Origin of the sequence: Bradyrhizobium campsiandrae (assembly GCF_014529705.1) — a bacterium.
In the GTDB taxonomy this organism is placed as follows: Bacteria; Pseudomonadota; Alphaproteobacteria; order Rhizobiales; family Xanthobacteraceae; genus Bradyrhizobium; species Bradyrhizobium campsiandrae.
Genome location: NZ_JAANIH010000013.1, coordinates 1 through 13,697 on the forward strand (window position 1 = coordinate 1; position 13,697 = coordinate 13,697).

12 protein-coding genes are annotated in these 13,697 nt (G+C 64.6%); 1 reads left to right on the forward strand and 11 read right to left on the reverse strand.

All coding sequences use genetic code 11. The features are described from left to right. Nucleotides 1-169: 169 nt before the first annotated feature. From G8O24_RS11735 to G8O24_RS11750, 4 genes are all read right to left on the reverse strand, one after another. Nucleotides 170-1,084: an FAD binding domain-containing protein gene (locus G8O24_RS11735; RefSeq protein ID WP_188099330.1), complete on the reverse strand. Its 915-nt coding sequence runs from the start codon at nucleotides 1,082-1,084 to the stop codon at nucleotides 170-172. Further along, a complete protein-coding gene (locus tag G8O24_RS11740; protein ID WP_188099332.1) occupies nucleotides 1,081-3,768 on the reverse strand; it encodes a molybdopterin-dependent oxidoreductase in 2,688 nt (895 codons plus the stop codon). The genes G8O24_RS11735 and G8O24_RS11740 overlap by 4 nt, the downstream gene beginning before the upstream one ends. Beyond that, entirely contained in the window at nucleotides 3,765-4,421 is a 657-nt protein-coding gene (locus G8O24_RS11745) for a TetR/AcrR family transcriptional regulator (RefSeq protein WP_188099334.1), read from the reverse strand. The genes G8O24_RS11740 and G8O24_RS11745 overlap by 4 nt, the downstream gene beginning before the upstream one ends. Before the next feature lie 481 nt (nucleotides 4,422-4,902). Further along, nucleotides 4,903-6,033: an alpha/beta fold hydrolase gene (locus tag G8O24_RS11750; protein ID WP_188099589.1), complete on the reverse strand. Its 1,131-nt coding sequence runs from the start codon at nucleotides 6,031-6,033 to the stop codon at nucleotides 4,903-4,905. Between the two features lie 262 nt (nucleotides 6,034-6,295). Here G8O24_RS11750 and G8O24_RS11755 point away from each other — a divergent pair, with 262 nt between their 5' ends. After that, nucleotides 6,296-6,877, forward strand: coding sequence for a TetR/AcrR family transcriptional regulator (locus tag G8O24_RS11755; RefSeq protein WP_188099336.1), 582 nt, complete (start codon nucleotides 6,296-6,298; stop codon nucleotides 6,875-6,877). 142 nt (nucleotides 6,878-7,019) lie between these two features. Here the strand turns inward: G8O24_RS11755 and G8O24_RS11760 are convergent, their stop codons facing one another. The 7 genes from G8O24_RS11760 to G8O24_RS11790 form a co-directional block, all read right to left on the reverse strand. Beyond that, the gene (locus tag G8O24_RS11760; protein ID WP_018645064.1) at nucleotides 7,020-7,292 is read right to left on the reverse strand and encodes a BQ00720 family protein; all 273 of its coding nucleotides are present in this window, start codon (nucleotides 7,290-7,292) and stop codon (nucleotides 7,020-7,022) included. 50 nt (nucleotides 7,293-7,342) lie between these two features. After that, entirely contained in the window at nucleotides 7,343-7,768 is a 426-nt protein-coding gene (locus G8O24_RS11765) for an Hsp20 family protein (RefSeq protein ID WP_188099338.1), read from the reverse strand. 231 nt (nucleotides 7,769-7,999) lie between these two features. Further along, nucleotides 8,000-9,085 carry a sn-glycerol-3-phosphate import ATP-binding protein UgpC gene (locus G8O24_RS11770; RefSeq protein ID WP_188099340.1) on the reverse strand — a complete coding sequence of 362 codons (1,086 nt, stop codon included), beginning with the start codon at nucleotides 9,083-9,085 and terminating at the stop codon, nucleotides 8,000-8,002. Between the two features lie 6 nt (nucleotides 9,086-9,091). Continuing rightward, entirely contained in the window at nucleotides 9,092-9,940 is an 849-nt protein-coding gene (ugpE, locus tag G8O24_RS11775; RefSeq protein WP_188099342.1) for a sn-glycerol-3-phosphate ABC transporter permease UgpE, read from the reverse strand. Beyond that, nucleotides 9,940-10,821 carry a sn-glycerol-3-phosphate ABC transporter permease UgpA gene (ugpA, locus tag G8O24_RS11780; protein ID WP_188099344.1) on the reverse strand — a complete coding sequence of 294 codons (882 nt, stop codon included), beginning with the start codon at nucleotides 10,819-10,821 and terminating at the stop codon, nucleotides 9,940-9,942. Before ugpA ends, ugpE begins: the two co-directional genes overlap by 1 nt. A 51-nt stretch (nucleotides 10,822-10,872) precedes the next feature. Further along, complete coding sequence (ugpB, locus tag G8O24_RS11785; protein WP_188099346.1) at nucleotides 10,873-12,189, reverse strand: sn-glycerol-3-phosphate ABC transporter substrate-binding protein UgpB; 1,317 nt, start codon at nucleotides 12,187-12,189, stop codon at nucleotides 10,873-10,875. A 217-nt stretch (nucleotides 12,190-12,406) separates the two neighbouring features. Next, nucleotides 12,407-13,609: a CaiB/BaiF CoA transferase family protein gene (locus G8O24_RS11790; RefSeq protein WP_188099348.1), complete on the reverse strand. Its 1,203-nt coding sequence runs from the start codon at nucleotides 13,607-13,609 to the stop codon at nucleotides 12,407-12,409. Nucleotides 13,610-13,697: the final 88 nt, after the last annotated feature.

The following is a 13,697-nucleotide window of genomic DNA, read 5'->3' on the forward strand; positions in this document are numbered from 1 at the left end:
GGGCAGGGAGGGGGGTGCCACACGGGGACTCTTTCCATCGCGTCCCTTACGCACTTCATCAACAACGAACACCCTTTCCTGGGCTACCCCCCTCCCTGCCCCTCCCCCACAAGGGGGGAGGGAATGCAGCTCCCCTGTCGCGTCAGATGAAACCCAATCTCATCACGCTTCAATCCAAAAGCCGCTCCAGCACGTCGCGCACCAGCCCTTGCAGAAGATCGAGCTTGTAGGCCGTCATCGGCAATGGTTTGGCGCCTGAGGTCGCCGCTTTCGCCGCGTCTGCGATCGATGCCGCATTGGCGATCTTGCCATGAAGCGCGGCTTCCGCGGCGGCGAGGCGAAGCGGCACGGGCGCGATGCCGCCGGCAGCGAGACGCACGAATTGAAACTTGCCGTCGGCGATCACAACGCGGGCGCAGAGCTCCGCCAGCGGCCATTCCGCATAGGTCCGGCTGATCGCCCGCTTGTAGGACGCGCGCTCGGCCTGAAGCGGAGCAGGAAGCGCAATGCTTTTGATCATCTCGCCTGCTGCGAGTGTATGGTCGGCGTGTGCGATCGAGCCGTCGCCGAGCACATCCGCAATCGAGAGTCCGCTGCGCCGGTCCGTGGTGATGGTCGCATCATAGGCGAGCAGCGCCGCCGCCATGGTCGATGGATGCGGCGCGACGCAAGGCCCGAGATCGAAGGCGACGCCATAGAGATGATTGCCTGACCTGGCAGGGCAGGTGCTGCCGCCTTTCTTCAGGCAATCGATGTCGGCCCGGCGGAAATACCAGCAGCGCGACCGCTGCGCGAGATTGCCGCCGAGCGTCGCAACCTGGCGCACCTGCGGCGTGGCGAGGCCTTGCGCGCTCGCCGCAATGCCGGGATAGGCGGCGGCGATGCGCGGGTCCGTCGCGATGGTGGCGATGGTAGCAAGCGCACCGATCCGGGCTGCTCCGCCGGCGTCCCAGCTGATCGCTTTGTCGCCGCTGGCCGAGATATCCATCAGCGGCCCCTGCGACACGCCGCTGCGGCGGCGCTCGCTGAGGTCGGTGCCTCCGGCGCGAAATTCGGGGGCGGGCGCCATGATTGCGACACTCATGCTGCATCCCTGCCTTTCAGCGCGGCCACCAGACGATCGGGCCGGAATGGAATTTCCGTCAACCTCACGCCGATCGCATCGCGGATGGCGTTGGCGATCGCGGGCGAGGTCGGCACGGTCGCGACTTCGCCGATGCCGACGCTGCCTCCCGGCACATGCTCGAAGCCGGCCTCGTCGAAATGCACGTCCAGCTTCGGCATGTCGGCGATCCCCGGAATGCGGTAATCCTCCATGCTGCCGCTCAGGATGTGGCCGCTCGAGGGATCGGTCTCCCGCGTCTCGTAGAGTGCATAGCCGATGCCCTGGATCACCGCGCCTGCGGCCTGGCTTCGCGCCAGAATCGGCGCGGCGAGCTTGCCGATCGCAAGGCCGGTATAGGCGTTGAGCACGCGCACATGGCCGAGCCATGTATCGACCTCGACCTCCATCACTTGCACCGAGCTCGGCACGCCGGCGCCGACCACCATGTGGTTCATCAGCCGCAGCACCCAACCGAACACCCGGCCCATGATGCCGGCCTCGTGCAGCGCGGGTCTGATGCCGGGCGGCGGCCTGCCGTCCTCCTGGCGTTTCGCCGACACGACGATGTCTGGGGAGGCCGCGATCATCTCGCGCCATGGTGCGTTCGAGCCCGGAGCCGGCGTCCGAGACGCGCTGCGCTTGATCTCCGCTTTCAGCCTGTCGATGGCGAGCAAGGTCGGCGGCACCACCGAGGCGGTGACGCGGCTGCCGCCGGAGCCGGGTCCCGGCGGCAGGTTGGAGCGGCCGATGCGAACCTCGACATCCTGCGGCTCGAGATCGAACGCCTTCGCGACGGTGTTCGCGATCACGCTGCGCGTGCCGGTGCCGATATCCTGCACCGCGCAGCTTGCGACGATGCGGCCGCCCTTGACCGCGAGCTCGACCGAGGAGCCGGTCTGCCAGAGATAGAGCCAGTAGCCGGTGGCGACGCCGACGCCGCGCCTGAAACGGCCGTCTTGCGAGCCGGCCGGCTTGCGGTTCTTCCAGACGTCGAGGCCGGCGGCCCAGTCGTACAGTCGCTGGCGGTTGGGATCGGGGTCCCAGCGCTTCCGCAGCTGAATCGGATCGACCTTCATGCGCAGCGCCGCTTCGTCGACCGCCTGCTCCAGCGCAAACGACATCGGCGGACCGCCGGGGCCGCGGAACGGCGCGCCGGGCGGCAGATTGCTGAGCACGTCGAAGTCGACGAGCTCCTTTGCTTCGGCCGGATAGATCAGCCGCGCCAGGCCCGCGATCAGCGAGTTCACGGCGGCGCCGGTGTCGGCATGTGCGGTGAGCGACAGCGCCTTGAGGCGGCCTTCCGTCGAAGGCAGCAAGGACAGTTTCAGCTCGGCGGCTGGACGATAGCCGGTGACGGAAAGCTCCTCTTCACGATCGAAGGCGACCCGCACCGGCGCTCTTGCGGCGCGCGCAAGCTCGATCGCGGCGATGGTCTCGAGGCCAAGGCTGCCCTTGGAGCCGAACCCGCCGCCGACATGATCGGCGATCACACGCACCTTGTCGTGCGGAAGGCCATAGCGCTTGGCGATCTTCTCCATGCTCTCGTGGACGGCCTGGGTCGAGATGTGCACGGTGAGCTGATCGCCATCGAACCTGGCCACGGCGGCATGGGGTTCGAGGCTGGCGTGCTGTTGTGTCGAGACGCGGAAGGTTTCCTCGACCAGCAGCGGATTGCGTTGCGCCCGCGCCTCGTCGAGCCAGCTTTTGGCCTGCTTGGCCTTCTGCGAGAACGGCGCCGAAGGCCCGCGCACATTGCCCTTCCACGACACCGGCGCGCCGGCGGCGCCCTCGGAGACGTTGCCGGCACGCTTGCGGTCGTTCTTGTCGAATACGACGGGCGCATCGTCGCGTCGCGCCGCGTCGAGCCCGATCACCGCGGGCAACGGCTCGGGCTTGAAGGTGATGGCGGCGATGGCTTTGAGCGCGGTGCGGCGATCCCTGGCCGCGACGGCGGCAATCGGCGCGCCGACAAAGCGGATCATATTGTCGTCGTCGAGCAGCGGAACCACCGCGGCGACGCCGGCAATGGCGCGCGCCGGCGCCAGATCGAGCCCGGTGATCCGCGCATGCGCGACGTGCGCGCGCAGGATGACGCCTTCGAGCTGGCCGTCGTGGCGGATGTCGACGGTGTAACGGGCTGATCCCGTCACCTTGTCGCGGGCTTCCAGCCGCGGCGCAATGGGATCATTGCCGTCGAAACGGCCTGAACAGGCCTCCGCCACCGCGCGAAAAATGCCTTCATAGGCGCCGCAGCGGCAGAGATGTCCTGAGAGTGCGGCGGCAATCTCCTCGCGCGAGGGTGTCGCCGCGCCCCTGGTCGCGCGCCAGCTGTCATGGAAGGCGGTGGCTTCGACGACAAAGCCCGGCGTGCAGAAGCCGCATTGCAGGGCATCGTGCGCCATGAACGCCTTCTGCACCGGATGCAATTCGGCTGTTCCGACGCCCTCGATGGTCGTCAGCGATTTGCCGGCGGCCGCCTGCGCCGGCAACAGGCAGCTCACGACGGGTGCGCCGTCGAGCAGCACGGTGCAGGCGCCGCAGACGCCGGAGCCGCAGACGAGCTTGGTGCCGGTGAGGCCGGCATCGCGGATCACGTCGATCAGGAGCGCATCCGGATCGTCGGGTAACGCCAGAGGCTTTCCATTGACGGTCGTGCTGGTCATTTTCGAGCTCCCGTTTTGCGTGGGGACTTCTTCGCAGCAGGCGCCATCGCGCCGGCGATCAACATGCGCAGCATGGTCTCGAGCTGTTTCAGGAACGCGTCGAGCGGCTGCATCGACGGGAAAGCGGATTTGGTGCCGTGGATCGCCATCTCGACGCAGCGCGCGAGCTCGCGCACCGTGATGCCGCTTGCGAGGTTGAGCTTTCGCGTGCGGCACACCCGCGCGATCGTGGTTGCGATCTCCTCGCTGAAACGGCTGGAATAGCTCTGGTAGAGGTCGCGCGCCTGCGCGAGGTGCTCGGAAAACAGCTCCTCGGTATGGGGCGAGTCCTTGAGGGAAGAGAGCAGCGACTGCATCCGCGCGCCGATCTGGGCGACCAGGATGTCGGCAAGGGCGAGGCCTTCCTCCTCCGCCGCCCTCGCCGCCGCGATTTCCGCCGCGAGCCCCTGCTCGTAGAGCCGCTCGAGCACGGCGCGAAACAGCGCCTCCTTGGAGGCGAAGTGATGATACAGCGCCTGCCGCGTCAGCCCGGCCTCCTCCGCCGCCTGCTCGATCGAGGAGCGACGGAAGCCGTGGCGCCGGAACACGCGCATGGCGGCGTCGAGGATGCGGTCCTGGGGCGGGGCCTTGGCGGTCGGGGATTTGGCCTGCATTTTGTCAGATTTGACAAATGTGAATGAAATGTCAAATCACGGATCGATGACGGTGTCGTGTGCGTGCGGCCGTGGCGCCGCACGCGGGCAGGGGAATCGCTTATGGATTTCACGAGGACGGTGGGCTTGCTCCGCCTCTCCCGCTTGCGGGAGAGGCCGCGCGCCCGGGGGCGATGCGAAGCATCGTCCCGCGCGCGGCGGGTGAGGGTTCTCACCGCTCAGGGACATCCTCTGCAATTCTCTACAATCCCAATGCGGAGACAGCCCCCACCCCAGCCCTCCCCCGCAAGCGGGAGAGGGAGCCAACTGCCAATGCCGCCGCATCTCGCATGCGACGCGAACATCACTCTCAAATGGAAACGGGCACGCCTTCCTGCGAAGGCGTGCCCGCCAAAAACTCTTTCGCGCGACGCGCGCGCGTTCAGTGCACGCTGACGGCCTGCAACTCGCTGCACCAGGCATTGGCGACAGCGGCTTCACGTCAGTCAGCGTGATTGGCCGGCCCACCCGTCCCCTTGATGAAGGCGAGCAGGAGCATGCCGAGACGATGCGGCTGCTCCTGCTGGATCCAATGACCGGCGCCGTCGATCAGCTCGATGCCGCCCATCCGCGTTGTCGCCTTCGTCCTCATCAGATCGAGCGCGCCCGGCGCCGCATAGGTGCCCCAATCGCTCATGCCGCCGATGAAAAGCGAGGGGACATCGACCGTTTTGCCCGAAAACAGGCGCAACTCGGCGTTCAGGTCAGGATCGGAATAGACCCGATAGGCCTGCAGGGCGCCTTGAAAGCCGGTGCGGTCATATTCCCGTGTGTACACGCCGAGCTCCGCCTCGGTGAGCCATTTGCAGGCCTGGACCTCGGCGTCGGAGGGTTGGAATGGAGCGACGGTCTCGGGCATCGTCTTGCCGAGATCCATGACGTAATAGGTCGGCATTTGTGCAAGTTCGACGGCGCTTCGCGACGTCAGCGGATGCGGCTTGTTTCCCGGCCAGTCGGCGCTCTTGACGTAGAAAAATGCGCGAAGAAACGCATGTAGGCCCTGCGGGGGGTGCCACATGTCATCGTTGGCGCCCCGTGTGCTCAAATAGTGTTGGTAATACGCTCTCGGCGGATCGAGCGCCGCCAGCGCGGCCGCCAACTTTTGATTCTCACTGCTCAGTTGAACCTGCGATGCTTCGCTGTCTGCGGTGTTGAACGGAAACGCCGGCGGACCGGGGAACGGTGCGCTCATCAGCACCACCGAGGGAAAGACGTCAGGTCGCGCCAGCGTGCAATAGGCCGCGACGGGCGAGCCGAAGTCGTGCCCGACGAGCATGGCCGTGCGCCGATACCCCAACGCCGAAACCAATCCGATCGCGTCACGCGTCATGTTCAGGAGGCTGAAGGGTCCGAGCGCGGCGTCGTAGCTATTCACCCAGCCGGTGGTGCGACCAAATCCCCGCTGATCGGGCGCAACGACATGGTACCCGGCGTCCGCCAGGATCGGGATGAGGTGCCGCCAGCCGTAAGCCAAATCCGGAAAGCCATGCAGCAGCAGCGCGAGTGGCCGGCCGGGACTTTCGTACCCGGCCTCGAGAACATGGACATCGAGGCCGTTGACCCCATGGATCATGCGCGAGCGGACCCCCTTGGGAAGCGTTCCCGCGCCGTACGTTAATGTGTCCAAACCTGTTTCTCCCATGGGGTTTGCGCGGGCCGGTCGAAGTGAAGCCGCGATCAGGCCGGTCGCGCCCATCGCCAGGACGGCTCGTCGGGACGCCGATGGGCTGGAACTGATTGGAAGGCTCATGAGGAAGGGCGCCAGTTACTATGGTGATCACCATAGTATGTCGATCACCATAGTAACGTCAAGCGAAAGCTGTTACGCTTCCGCCATGCCACGCAAGACTGACGCGCGCGCTCGCGCGATTGCCACTGCCGAACGACTGTTTCGCATCCAGGGCTTCACGGCGACTGGATTGACCCAGATCATCGAGGAAAGCGGCGCGCCAAAGGGATCGTTCTACTTTCACTTTCCGCGCGGCAAGGCCCAGCTCGCGGAGGAAGCAATCGATCATTACGTGGCGAGCCGGATCGCGGTCTTGCGAAATATCTCGGCGAATACGACGGGCGACGCTCTGAATTTTGTTCGTGAGATTTTCAGGACATTCGCCGCCGAAATGGTCGCCTCCGATTTCCAGTATGGATGTCTCATGCAGAATCTGGCGAACGAGCTGCCTGCCCTCGACCCTGATCTGACCAAGCGGGTCGCGCGCGGATTTGTCGATTCAACCGAGGTGATTGCGGAGCATTTTCGGGGATGCGGCTTCGCGCCCGCGCGCGCATCCTCGACCGCAGCCGCGTTGGTCGCCGCCCTCGAAGGCGCGCGAACGATCGCCCGCCTGGAACGCACGCCGGCCGTCTTCGACGCGCTGGCGGATGCAAGCGTTCAGAGCTGCGCTGCCCCCAGGGGGTGACCCGGGTTCATGGCAGGACTCCGGGTGTTTCGCAGCGCGCGCGACAGCAACGCCGAAACATCCTCTCTCAAGATGCAAAACGGGCACGCCTTCGTCTGAAGGCATGCCCGTTTGAAACTCACTTTGTCCGGAGCGCGCGCGCTCAGTGCACGCTCACCGCTTGCAGCTCGTTGCTCCAGGCGTTGGCGACCGCGGCTTCGCGGCTGTCGGTCAGCATGATCGGCGTGCCGTCGGCGGCGTGGAGCGCGAACAGCTTGAGACCGGGCGCAATCTTCGGCGCCTCGGGGAACAGGTCCGGTACGTCCTCGGAACGGATCTGCTTCACATAGGCGATGTGACCTTCGCCCAGGGTTGCCAGCGTCTCGGGCGAGACGTTCTTGGCTTCGTATTCGAACGCAACGTGACCTTCACTCATGGTCTCGACTCCTCTGACGAACTAAGCGGTCGAGTCCGCTACTCGTTCCATTATTCGTGCTCATTGATAGCGATTGTCTTAACGATCCGCTCCGGTTCGGGCCTTGCAAGGTCGATCGACAACAACCCGTTCTTCAGATCCGCACCCAGCACCAGCATCCCCTCCGCCAGCACGAAGGTGCGCTGGAAGTGGCGCGCGGCGATGCCGCGATGGATGTATTGCCGGGACTTGTCGTCCTGCTGCCGCCCGCGGATCACGAGCTGGCTTTCCTCAATGGTTACATCGAGTTGGTCGCGGGTGAAGCCGGCGACCGCCAGCGTGATGCGTAAGCGCTCCGGCTGGCCATCCGCGCGGTCGCACCTCTCGATATTGTAGGGAGGATAACCGTCGGCGCCTTTGACGACGCGGTCGAGCACGCGCTCGATCTCGTCGAAGCCCAGAAGGAACGGACTGGATAACGTGGGAACACGAGACATAGTTTACAAAGTCCTCTCGAAGCGACTTTGGTACCTCAGGGCCCAGAAGCGGCGCCCCTTGGTCAGCAATATGGGCATATCCCTGTGGGGGTTCAAGGACGTAGCGCGGGCTGCGGATTCACTGCTTGCGACGTCCTCGCCGCGACGCGCCTGAGGGGCGAATTCCGTCAACGAAAACAACGCCCCGTCTACTGTGCATGGGGTTGTTTTCGCTGAGAGGCCTGGAACCGGTCAGGCCTCGATTCGCGTCCGCCCGTCGCCGCTGAACAGATGCAGCTTGTTGCTGATAGCAGCGACCCGGATTTTCGCGCCGATCGCGGGCGCCTCGGTTCCGGGGATGCGGACGATGACCTCGCCCGGCGGCAACTCGCCCGGCGTGGCGGCGACGCGCTGCGCGTCCGGGGCACGCGAGCCATAGACGAAGGTTTCGGCACCGACGCGCTCGATCGCGTCCACGGTCAGCGACAGTGCAACGCCGCCTGATGGCGTCTCGTTCGTGATGACAAGATCCTCCGGGCGGATGCCGAGAATGCCGGCCTCGCCCGCGCGGCCGCCGAGCTGCGACTTGATCTCGTCCGCGCGCGTCGACATCAGGTTCATCGGCGGTGCGCCGATGAAGGAGGCGACGAAAGTGGTCGCCGGCTTCTGGTAGATCGCGAGCGGGTTGCCGATCTGCTCGACCTGGCCGCCGTTCATGACGACGAGAATGTCGGCGAGCGTCATCGCCTCGAGCTGGTCGTGGGTGACGTAGATCGAGGTGACGTTGAGCCGGCGCTGCAATTTGCGGATCTCGACGCGCATCGAGATGCGGAGCTTGGCGTCGAGGTTCGACAGCGGCTCGTCGAACAAAAATACTTTCGGTTGGCGCACGATGGCGCGGCCCATGGCGACGCGCTGGCGCTGGCCGCCGGAAAGCTGGCGCGGCTTGCGCTCCAGCATGGCCGAGAGCTCGAGCACGCGCGCGGCTTCCTCGACACGCGTCTTGATCTCGGCTTCCTTCATGCCGCGATTGCGCAGGCCGTAGGCCATGTTGTTGTAGACGCTCATATGCGGATAGAGCGCGTAGTTCTGGAACACCATCGCGATGTCGCGGTCGGCGGGCTCGACCTGGTTGACGACCTTGCCACCGATGTCGATCTCGCCGCCGGTGACGGTCTCGAGGCCTGCGACCATGCGCAGCAGCGTGGACTTGCCGCAGCCGGAGGGGCCGACCAGCACGCAGAACTGGCCGTCGCCGACATCGACATTGACGCCTTTGATCGCCTCGAAGCCGCCGGTGTAGGTCTTGTGGACGTTGCGCAGGGTGACGTTGGCCATCTCGCTTTACTTCTCCGTCTCGACCAGGCCGCGCACGAACAATTTCTGCATGGCAACGACGACGAACACCGGCGGCAGCATGGCCAGCACGGCGGTCGCCATCACGATCGGCCATTCGGTCAGCGCATCGTTGGTGGTCATCATCTTGCGAATGCCGATCTGGATGGTCTGCATGTCGTCGCGCGTGGTGATCAAGAGCGGCCAGAGATATTGATTCCAGCCGAGGATGAAAAGGATCACGAACAGCGCCGCCATGTTGGTGCGCGACAGCGGCAGCAGCGTATCCCAGAAGAAGCGCAGCGGACCCGCGCCGTCGATCCGCGAGGCCTCCAGGAGCTCATCCGGCACGGTCATGAAGAACTGGCGGAACAGCAGCGTCGCGGTGGCCGACGCAATCAGCGGCAGTGCGAGGCCGGCATAGCTGTCGAGCATGTGCAGGTCGGCGACGATCTTATAGGTCGGATAGATGCGGACCTCGACCGGCAGCATCAGGGTGATGAAGATGATCCAGAAGATCGGCATCCGGAAGGGAAAGCGGAAATAGACGATCGCATAGGCGGAGATGATCGAGATCGCGATCTTGCCGACCGCGACCATGATCGCCATGATCAGCGAATTCAGCATCATGTTGCCGACCGGCTCGCGGGTCGAGCCGCTCGTGCCGACGAAGATGGTCTGGTAGTAGACCTCGAAGAAGTGACCGCCGGGGAGCAGCGACATCTGGCCGTTGGCGATCAGCGCGTTGTCCTGGGTCGAGGCAATGAAGGCGACGTAGACCGGGAACGCGACGATCGCGATGCCGATCCAGAGGATGATGTGGGCGACATAACGCCTGAAGCCCTCCTGCTCGACCATTAGTAGGTCACCTTGCGTTCGACGAAGCGGAACTGGATCCCGGTCAGCACGATGACCATGATCATCAGGATCACCGACTGCGCCGCGGAGCTGCCGAGGTTTCCGCCGATCAGGCCGTCGTTATAGACCTTGTAGACCAGCGTTTCCGTCGACTTGCCGGGGCCGCCGCGCGTCATGGTGTCGATGATGCCGAACGTGTCGAAGAAGGCGTAGACGATGTTGACGACTAGGAGGAAGAAGATGGTCGGCGACAGCAGCGGGAAGGTCACGGTCCAGAATCTGCGCATCGGCCGCGCGCCGTCGATCGCTGCGGCTTCGAGCACGCTCTTCGGAATGGCCGCGAGCCCCGCGAGGAAGAACAGGAAATTATACGAGATCTGCTTCCAGGCGGCGGCGAGGATGACGAGCGTCGCGGCCTGGTCGCCGTCGAGCAGTGGATTCCATTCGATGCCGGCGGCGCGTAAGTAGCGCGAGAGCACGCCGAGCGAAGGATGCAGCATGAAGACCCAGAGCACGCCGACCACGGGCGGCGCCACCGCATAGGGCCAGATCAGCAGCGTGCGGTAGACCGCTCCGCCGCGCAAGGGCTTGTCCGCCATCACGGCGAGCAGCAGCGCCACCGAGAGTGAGGACGCCGCGATCGCGAACGAGAAGATGAAGGTCCGGACAACAGTCTCGAAATAGGCGGGTTCGCTGAACAGTTCGACGTAATTGTCGAACCAGACGAAGCTAACCGAGAGACCGAACGCATCCTGGAGCAGGAACGACTGGATCACGGCCTGCAAGGCCGGCCAGTAGAAGAAAATCAGCACGATCGCGAGTTGCGGCGCAACCAGCGCGTAAGGAAGCAGCTTTGATTTGAAAATCGCTTGCTTTTGCATGATGGGTGCGCCGGCGGGCCACTCGTCGCGCGGCCCGCCAGCGCGTTCGCCTTATTTTACGGCGGTCTTTTCGAACTGGCGCAGCATCGTGTTGCCGCGCTCCACCGAGGCATCGAGCGCCTGCTTGGCGGTCTTCTTGCCGGCCAGCGCCTGTTCGATTTCTTCCGCCCAGACGTCACGCAGCTGGACCATGTTGCCGAGGCGCAAGCCGCGCGAATTTTCGGTCGGCTCCTTGTTGGTCAGCTCGAGCAGCGGGGTCTCGAGATAGGGCTGGTCCTTGTAGAAGCCCTCGGCCTTGGCCTTCTCGTAGGCCGCCTTGGTGATCGGCAGATAGCCCGAGGCCTTGTGGATGTAGACCTGACGATCGGTGTCCGAGAGGAAGGTGAGGAATTTCGCCACGCCCTTGTATTCGTCGGCCGACTTGCCGCCCATCACCCAGAGCGAGGCACCGCCGATGATCGAGTTCTGCGGCGCGCCCTTGACGTCAGGGTAATACGGCATCGGCGCGGCGGTGAAGTTGAACTTGGCCTGCGCCTTGACGTTCCCGAAGAAGGCCGACGAGGTCAGGTAGATCGCGCATTCGCCCGAGGTGAAGCGGCCTTCGCCCTGGTTGGTGCGGCCGGCGTAGTCGTAGGTTTTGTCCTTCTGCAGCTCGACCAGTTTTTCGAGGTGCTTCTCTTGCAGCGGCGCGTTGAATTCGAGCTTGGTGTCGAAGCCGTCAAGGCCGTTCGCCTTGCTCGCGAGCGGCACGTTGTGCCAGGCGGAGAGCTGCTCGAGATTGACCCAGGTGACCCAGGAGTTGGAGAAGCCGCAGGTCGGGTGACCGTTGTCATGCAGCTTCTTGGCGACCTCGAACACTTCGGGCCAGGTCTTCGGAATCTCGGCGCCCACCTTCTTCAGCTCGTCGAGATTGACCCACATCACGGTCGACGACGAGTTGAAGGGAAAGGACAGCATCTCGCCCTTCGAGGTCGAGTAGTAACCGGTGATCGCAGACAAATAGGCCTTGGGATCGAACTTCTCGCCGGCGTCGGCCATCAGCTTGTAGACGGGCTTCACCGCGCCGGTCGCGGCCATCATGGTCGCGGTGCCGACTTCGAACACTTGCATGATGTGCGGGGCGTTGCCGGCGCGGAAGGCGGCGATGCCGGCGTTCATGGTGTCGGGATAGCTGCCCTTGTAGGTCGGGACGACCTTGTAGTCGCTCTGCGAGGCGTTGAAGTCGTTGGCGAGCTTGACGATGACGTCGTTGTTGGCGCCCGTCATCGCGTGCCACCACTGGATTTCAGTGACAGCCAGCGCCGGCGAAGCCGTCATGCCGACAGTGATTGCAACAGCGGCAGCCGCCCCAAAGAATCGAAGAGCCATCAAAAAACCTCCCTCAGCCGTCAATAAAGAAGCGCTTGCGCTAGCAGCGCCATATGACGTTCACATGACTGTGTAAGCGGCCGAAACGAAAGCGGCAAGCGCTTGAAAAGGAAAGCCATCAAATAGGCGAACGCGCTGCGCGCGGCCGCCATCGTTCACGGTGCGCGGATGTGCCCGCGCCGCAGTGCGGCATCGCATCGGTGGAGTGGTAGGGGCCCTAGCGCTTGCGCTCGGGCCCGCAGACCACGCCCTGCGCGACCAGCGCGTCGATTTCCGACTTGGAGTAGCCGAACTCGCCCAGCACCTCCTGGGAGTGCTGGCTGAACTTCGGCGGCAGGCGGCGCAGGCTCGGCTTGCTGCGATCGAGCCGGATCGGCGAAGCAACGCCCTTGTACCACTCCTTCTCGATGACATCGCCGCGGGCGATGGTGTGCGGGTTGGTCAGCGCCTGGTCGATCTTCTGCACCGGTCCCGCGGGCAGGCCCGCGGCGAGCAGGCGATTGCACAGCGGCTCGGCCTCGTGCTGGCTGAACACTGCGGCAAGCTCGGCGCGCAGCGCCTCGCGATTGGCGATGCGGTCCTTGTTGCGGGCAAAGCGCGGATCGGTGCCGAGCTCGGGCTTGCCGATCTCCTTGGCGAGCTTGCGGAAGGTGCCGTCATTGCCGACGCCGATGAAGATGTTGTCGGTCTTGGTCGGGAAGATTGCGTAGGGAACGAGGTTCGGATGCTCGTTGCCGGTCAGGCCGGGCGGCTTGCCATGCATGAAATAATTCGCCGTGTGCGGGTGCATGATGGCGAGACCCGTTTCGTACAGCGTCGTCTCCAGGAACTGGCCCTTGCCGGAGCGCTGCCGCTCCGACAGCGCCATCAGGATGCCGATCGCTGCATAAAGCCCGGTGGTGATGTCGACCAGGGGTACGCCGATCCGCATCGGGCCGCTCTCCACCGAGCCGGTCGCTGCGATCATCCCGGTCATCGCCTGGATGATGGCGTCATAGCCGGGATTGCCGCCGCGCGGACCGTCGGCGCCGAAGCCGCAGATCCGGCAATGCACGAGGCGCGGAAATTTGTTGCTGATGACGTCGTTGCCGATGCCCCATTTCTCCAGCGTGCCCGGCTTGAAATTCTCGATCAGGACGTCCGCCGTCTCCAGCATCTTGAGCAGCACCACGCGGCCGCCCTCGGAAGCGAGGTCGAGGCCGATCGAGCGCTTGTTTCTGTTGATGCCGATGAAATAGGCCGCGTCGTCCTCGTGGAAGGGAGGACCCCAGTCGCGCACCTCGTCGCCTGCGGGCGGCTCGACCTTGATCACGTCGGCGCCGTGGTCGGCGAGGATCTGGGTGCAGTAGGGACCGCCAAGCACGCGCGTGAGATCGATGACGCGCAGTCCGCTCATTGCGCCCGAAACGGCTTCAGTCATGCCTTCGCTTTCCCTGTGTCGACGTTTGAGCACAGGCCTAGCGAGGTTCGCGGACGGCAGCAATGGCTTGCCGCGTGGGGGCGTATGC

What these genes read in the sequence shown, in the direction of transcription:
- G8O24_RS11755 (WP_188099336.1), top strand. Translation starts at nt 6,296, where the DNA reads ATGCCACGCAAGACTGACGCGCGCGCTCGCGCGATTGCCACTGCCGAA.
- ugpA (WP_188099344.1), bottom strand. Translation starts at nt 10,821, where the DNA reads ATGCAAAAGCAAGCGATTTTCAAATCAAAGCTGCTTCCTTACGCGCTG.
- G8O24_RS11765 (WP_188099338.1), bottom strand. Translation starts at nt 7,768, where the DNA reads ATGTCTCGTGTTCCCACGTTATCCAGTCCGTTCCTTCTGGGCTTCGAC.
- G8O24_RS11735 (WP_188099330.1), bottom strand. Translation starts at nt 1,084, where the DNA reads ATGAGTGTCGCAATCATGGCGCCCGCCCCCGAATTTCGCGCCGGAGGC.
- G8O24_RS11760 (WP_018645064.1), bottom strand. Translation starts at nt 7,292, where the DNA reads ATGAGTGAAGGTCACGTTGCGTTCGAATACGAAGCCAAGAACGTCTCG.
- G8O24_RS11770 (WP_188099340.1), bottom strand. Translation starts at nt 9,085, where the DNA reads ATGGCCAACGTCACCCTGCGCAACGTCCACAAGACCTACACCGGCGGC.
- G8O24_RS11790 (WP_188099348.1), bottom strand. Translation starts at nt 13,609, where the DNA reads ATGACTGAAGCCGTTTCGGGCGCAATGAGCGGACTGCGCGTCATCGAT.
- ugpB (WP_188099346.1), bottom strand. Translation starts at nt 12,189, where the DNA reads ATGGCTCTTCGATTCTTTGGGGCGGCTGCCGCTGTTGCAATCACTGTC.
- G8O24_RS11745 (WP_188099334.1), bottom strand. Translation starts at nt 4,421, where the DNA reads ATGCAGGCCAAATCCCCGACCGCCAAGGCCCCGCCCCAGGACCGCATC.
- G8O24_RS11750 (WP_188099589.1), bottom strand. Translation starts at nt 6,033, where the DNA reads ATGATCCATGGGGTCAACGGCCTCGATGTCCATGTTCTCGAGGCCGGG.
- ugpE (WP_188099342.1), bottom strand. Translation starts at nt 9,940, where the DNA reads ATGGTCGAGCAGGAGGGCTTCAGGCGTTATGTCGCCCACATCATCCTC.
- G8O24_RS11740 (WP_188099332.1), bottom strand. Translation starts at nt 3,768, where the DNA reads ATGACCAGCACGACCGTCAATGGAAAGCCTCTGGCGTTACCCGACGAT.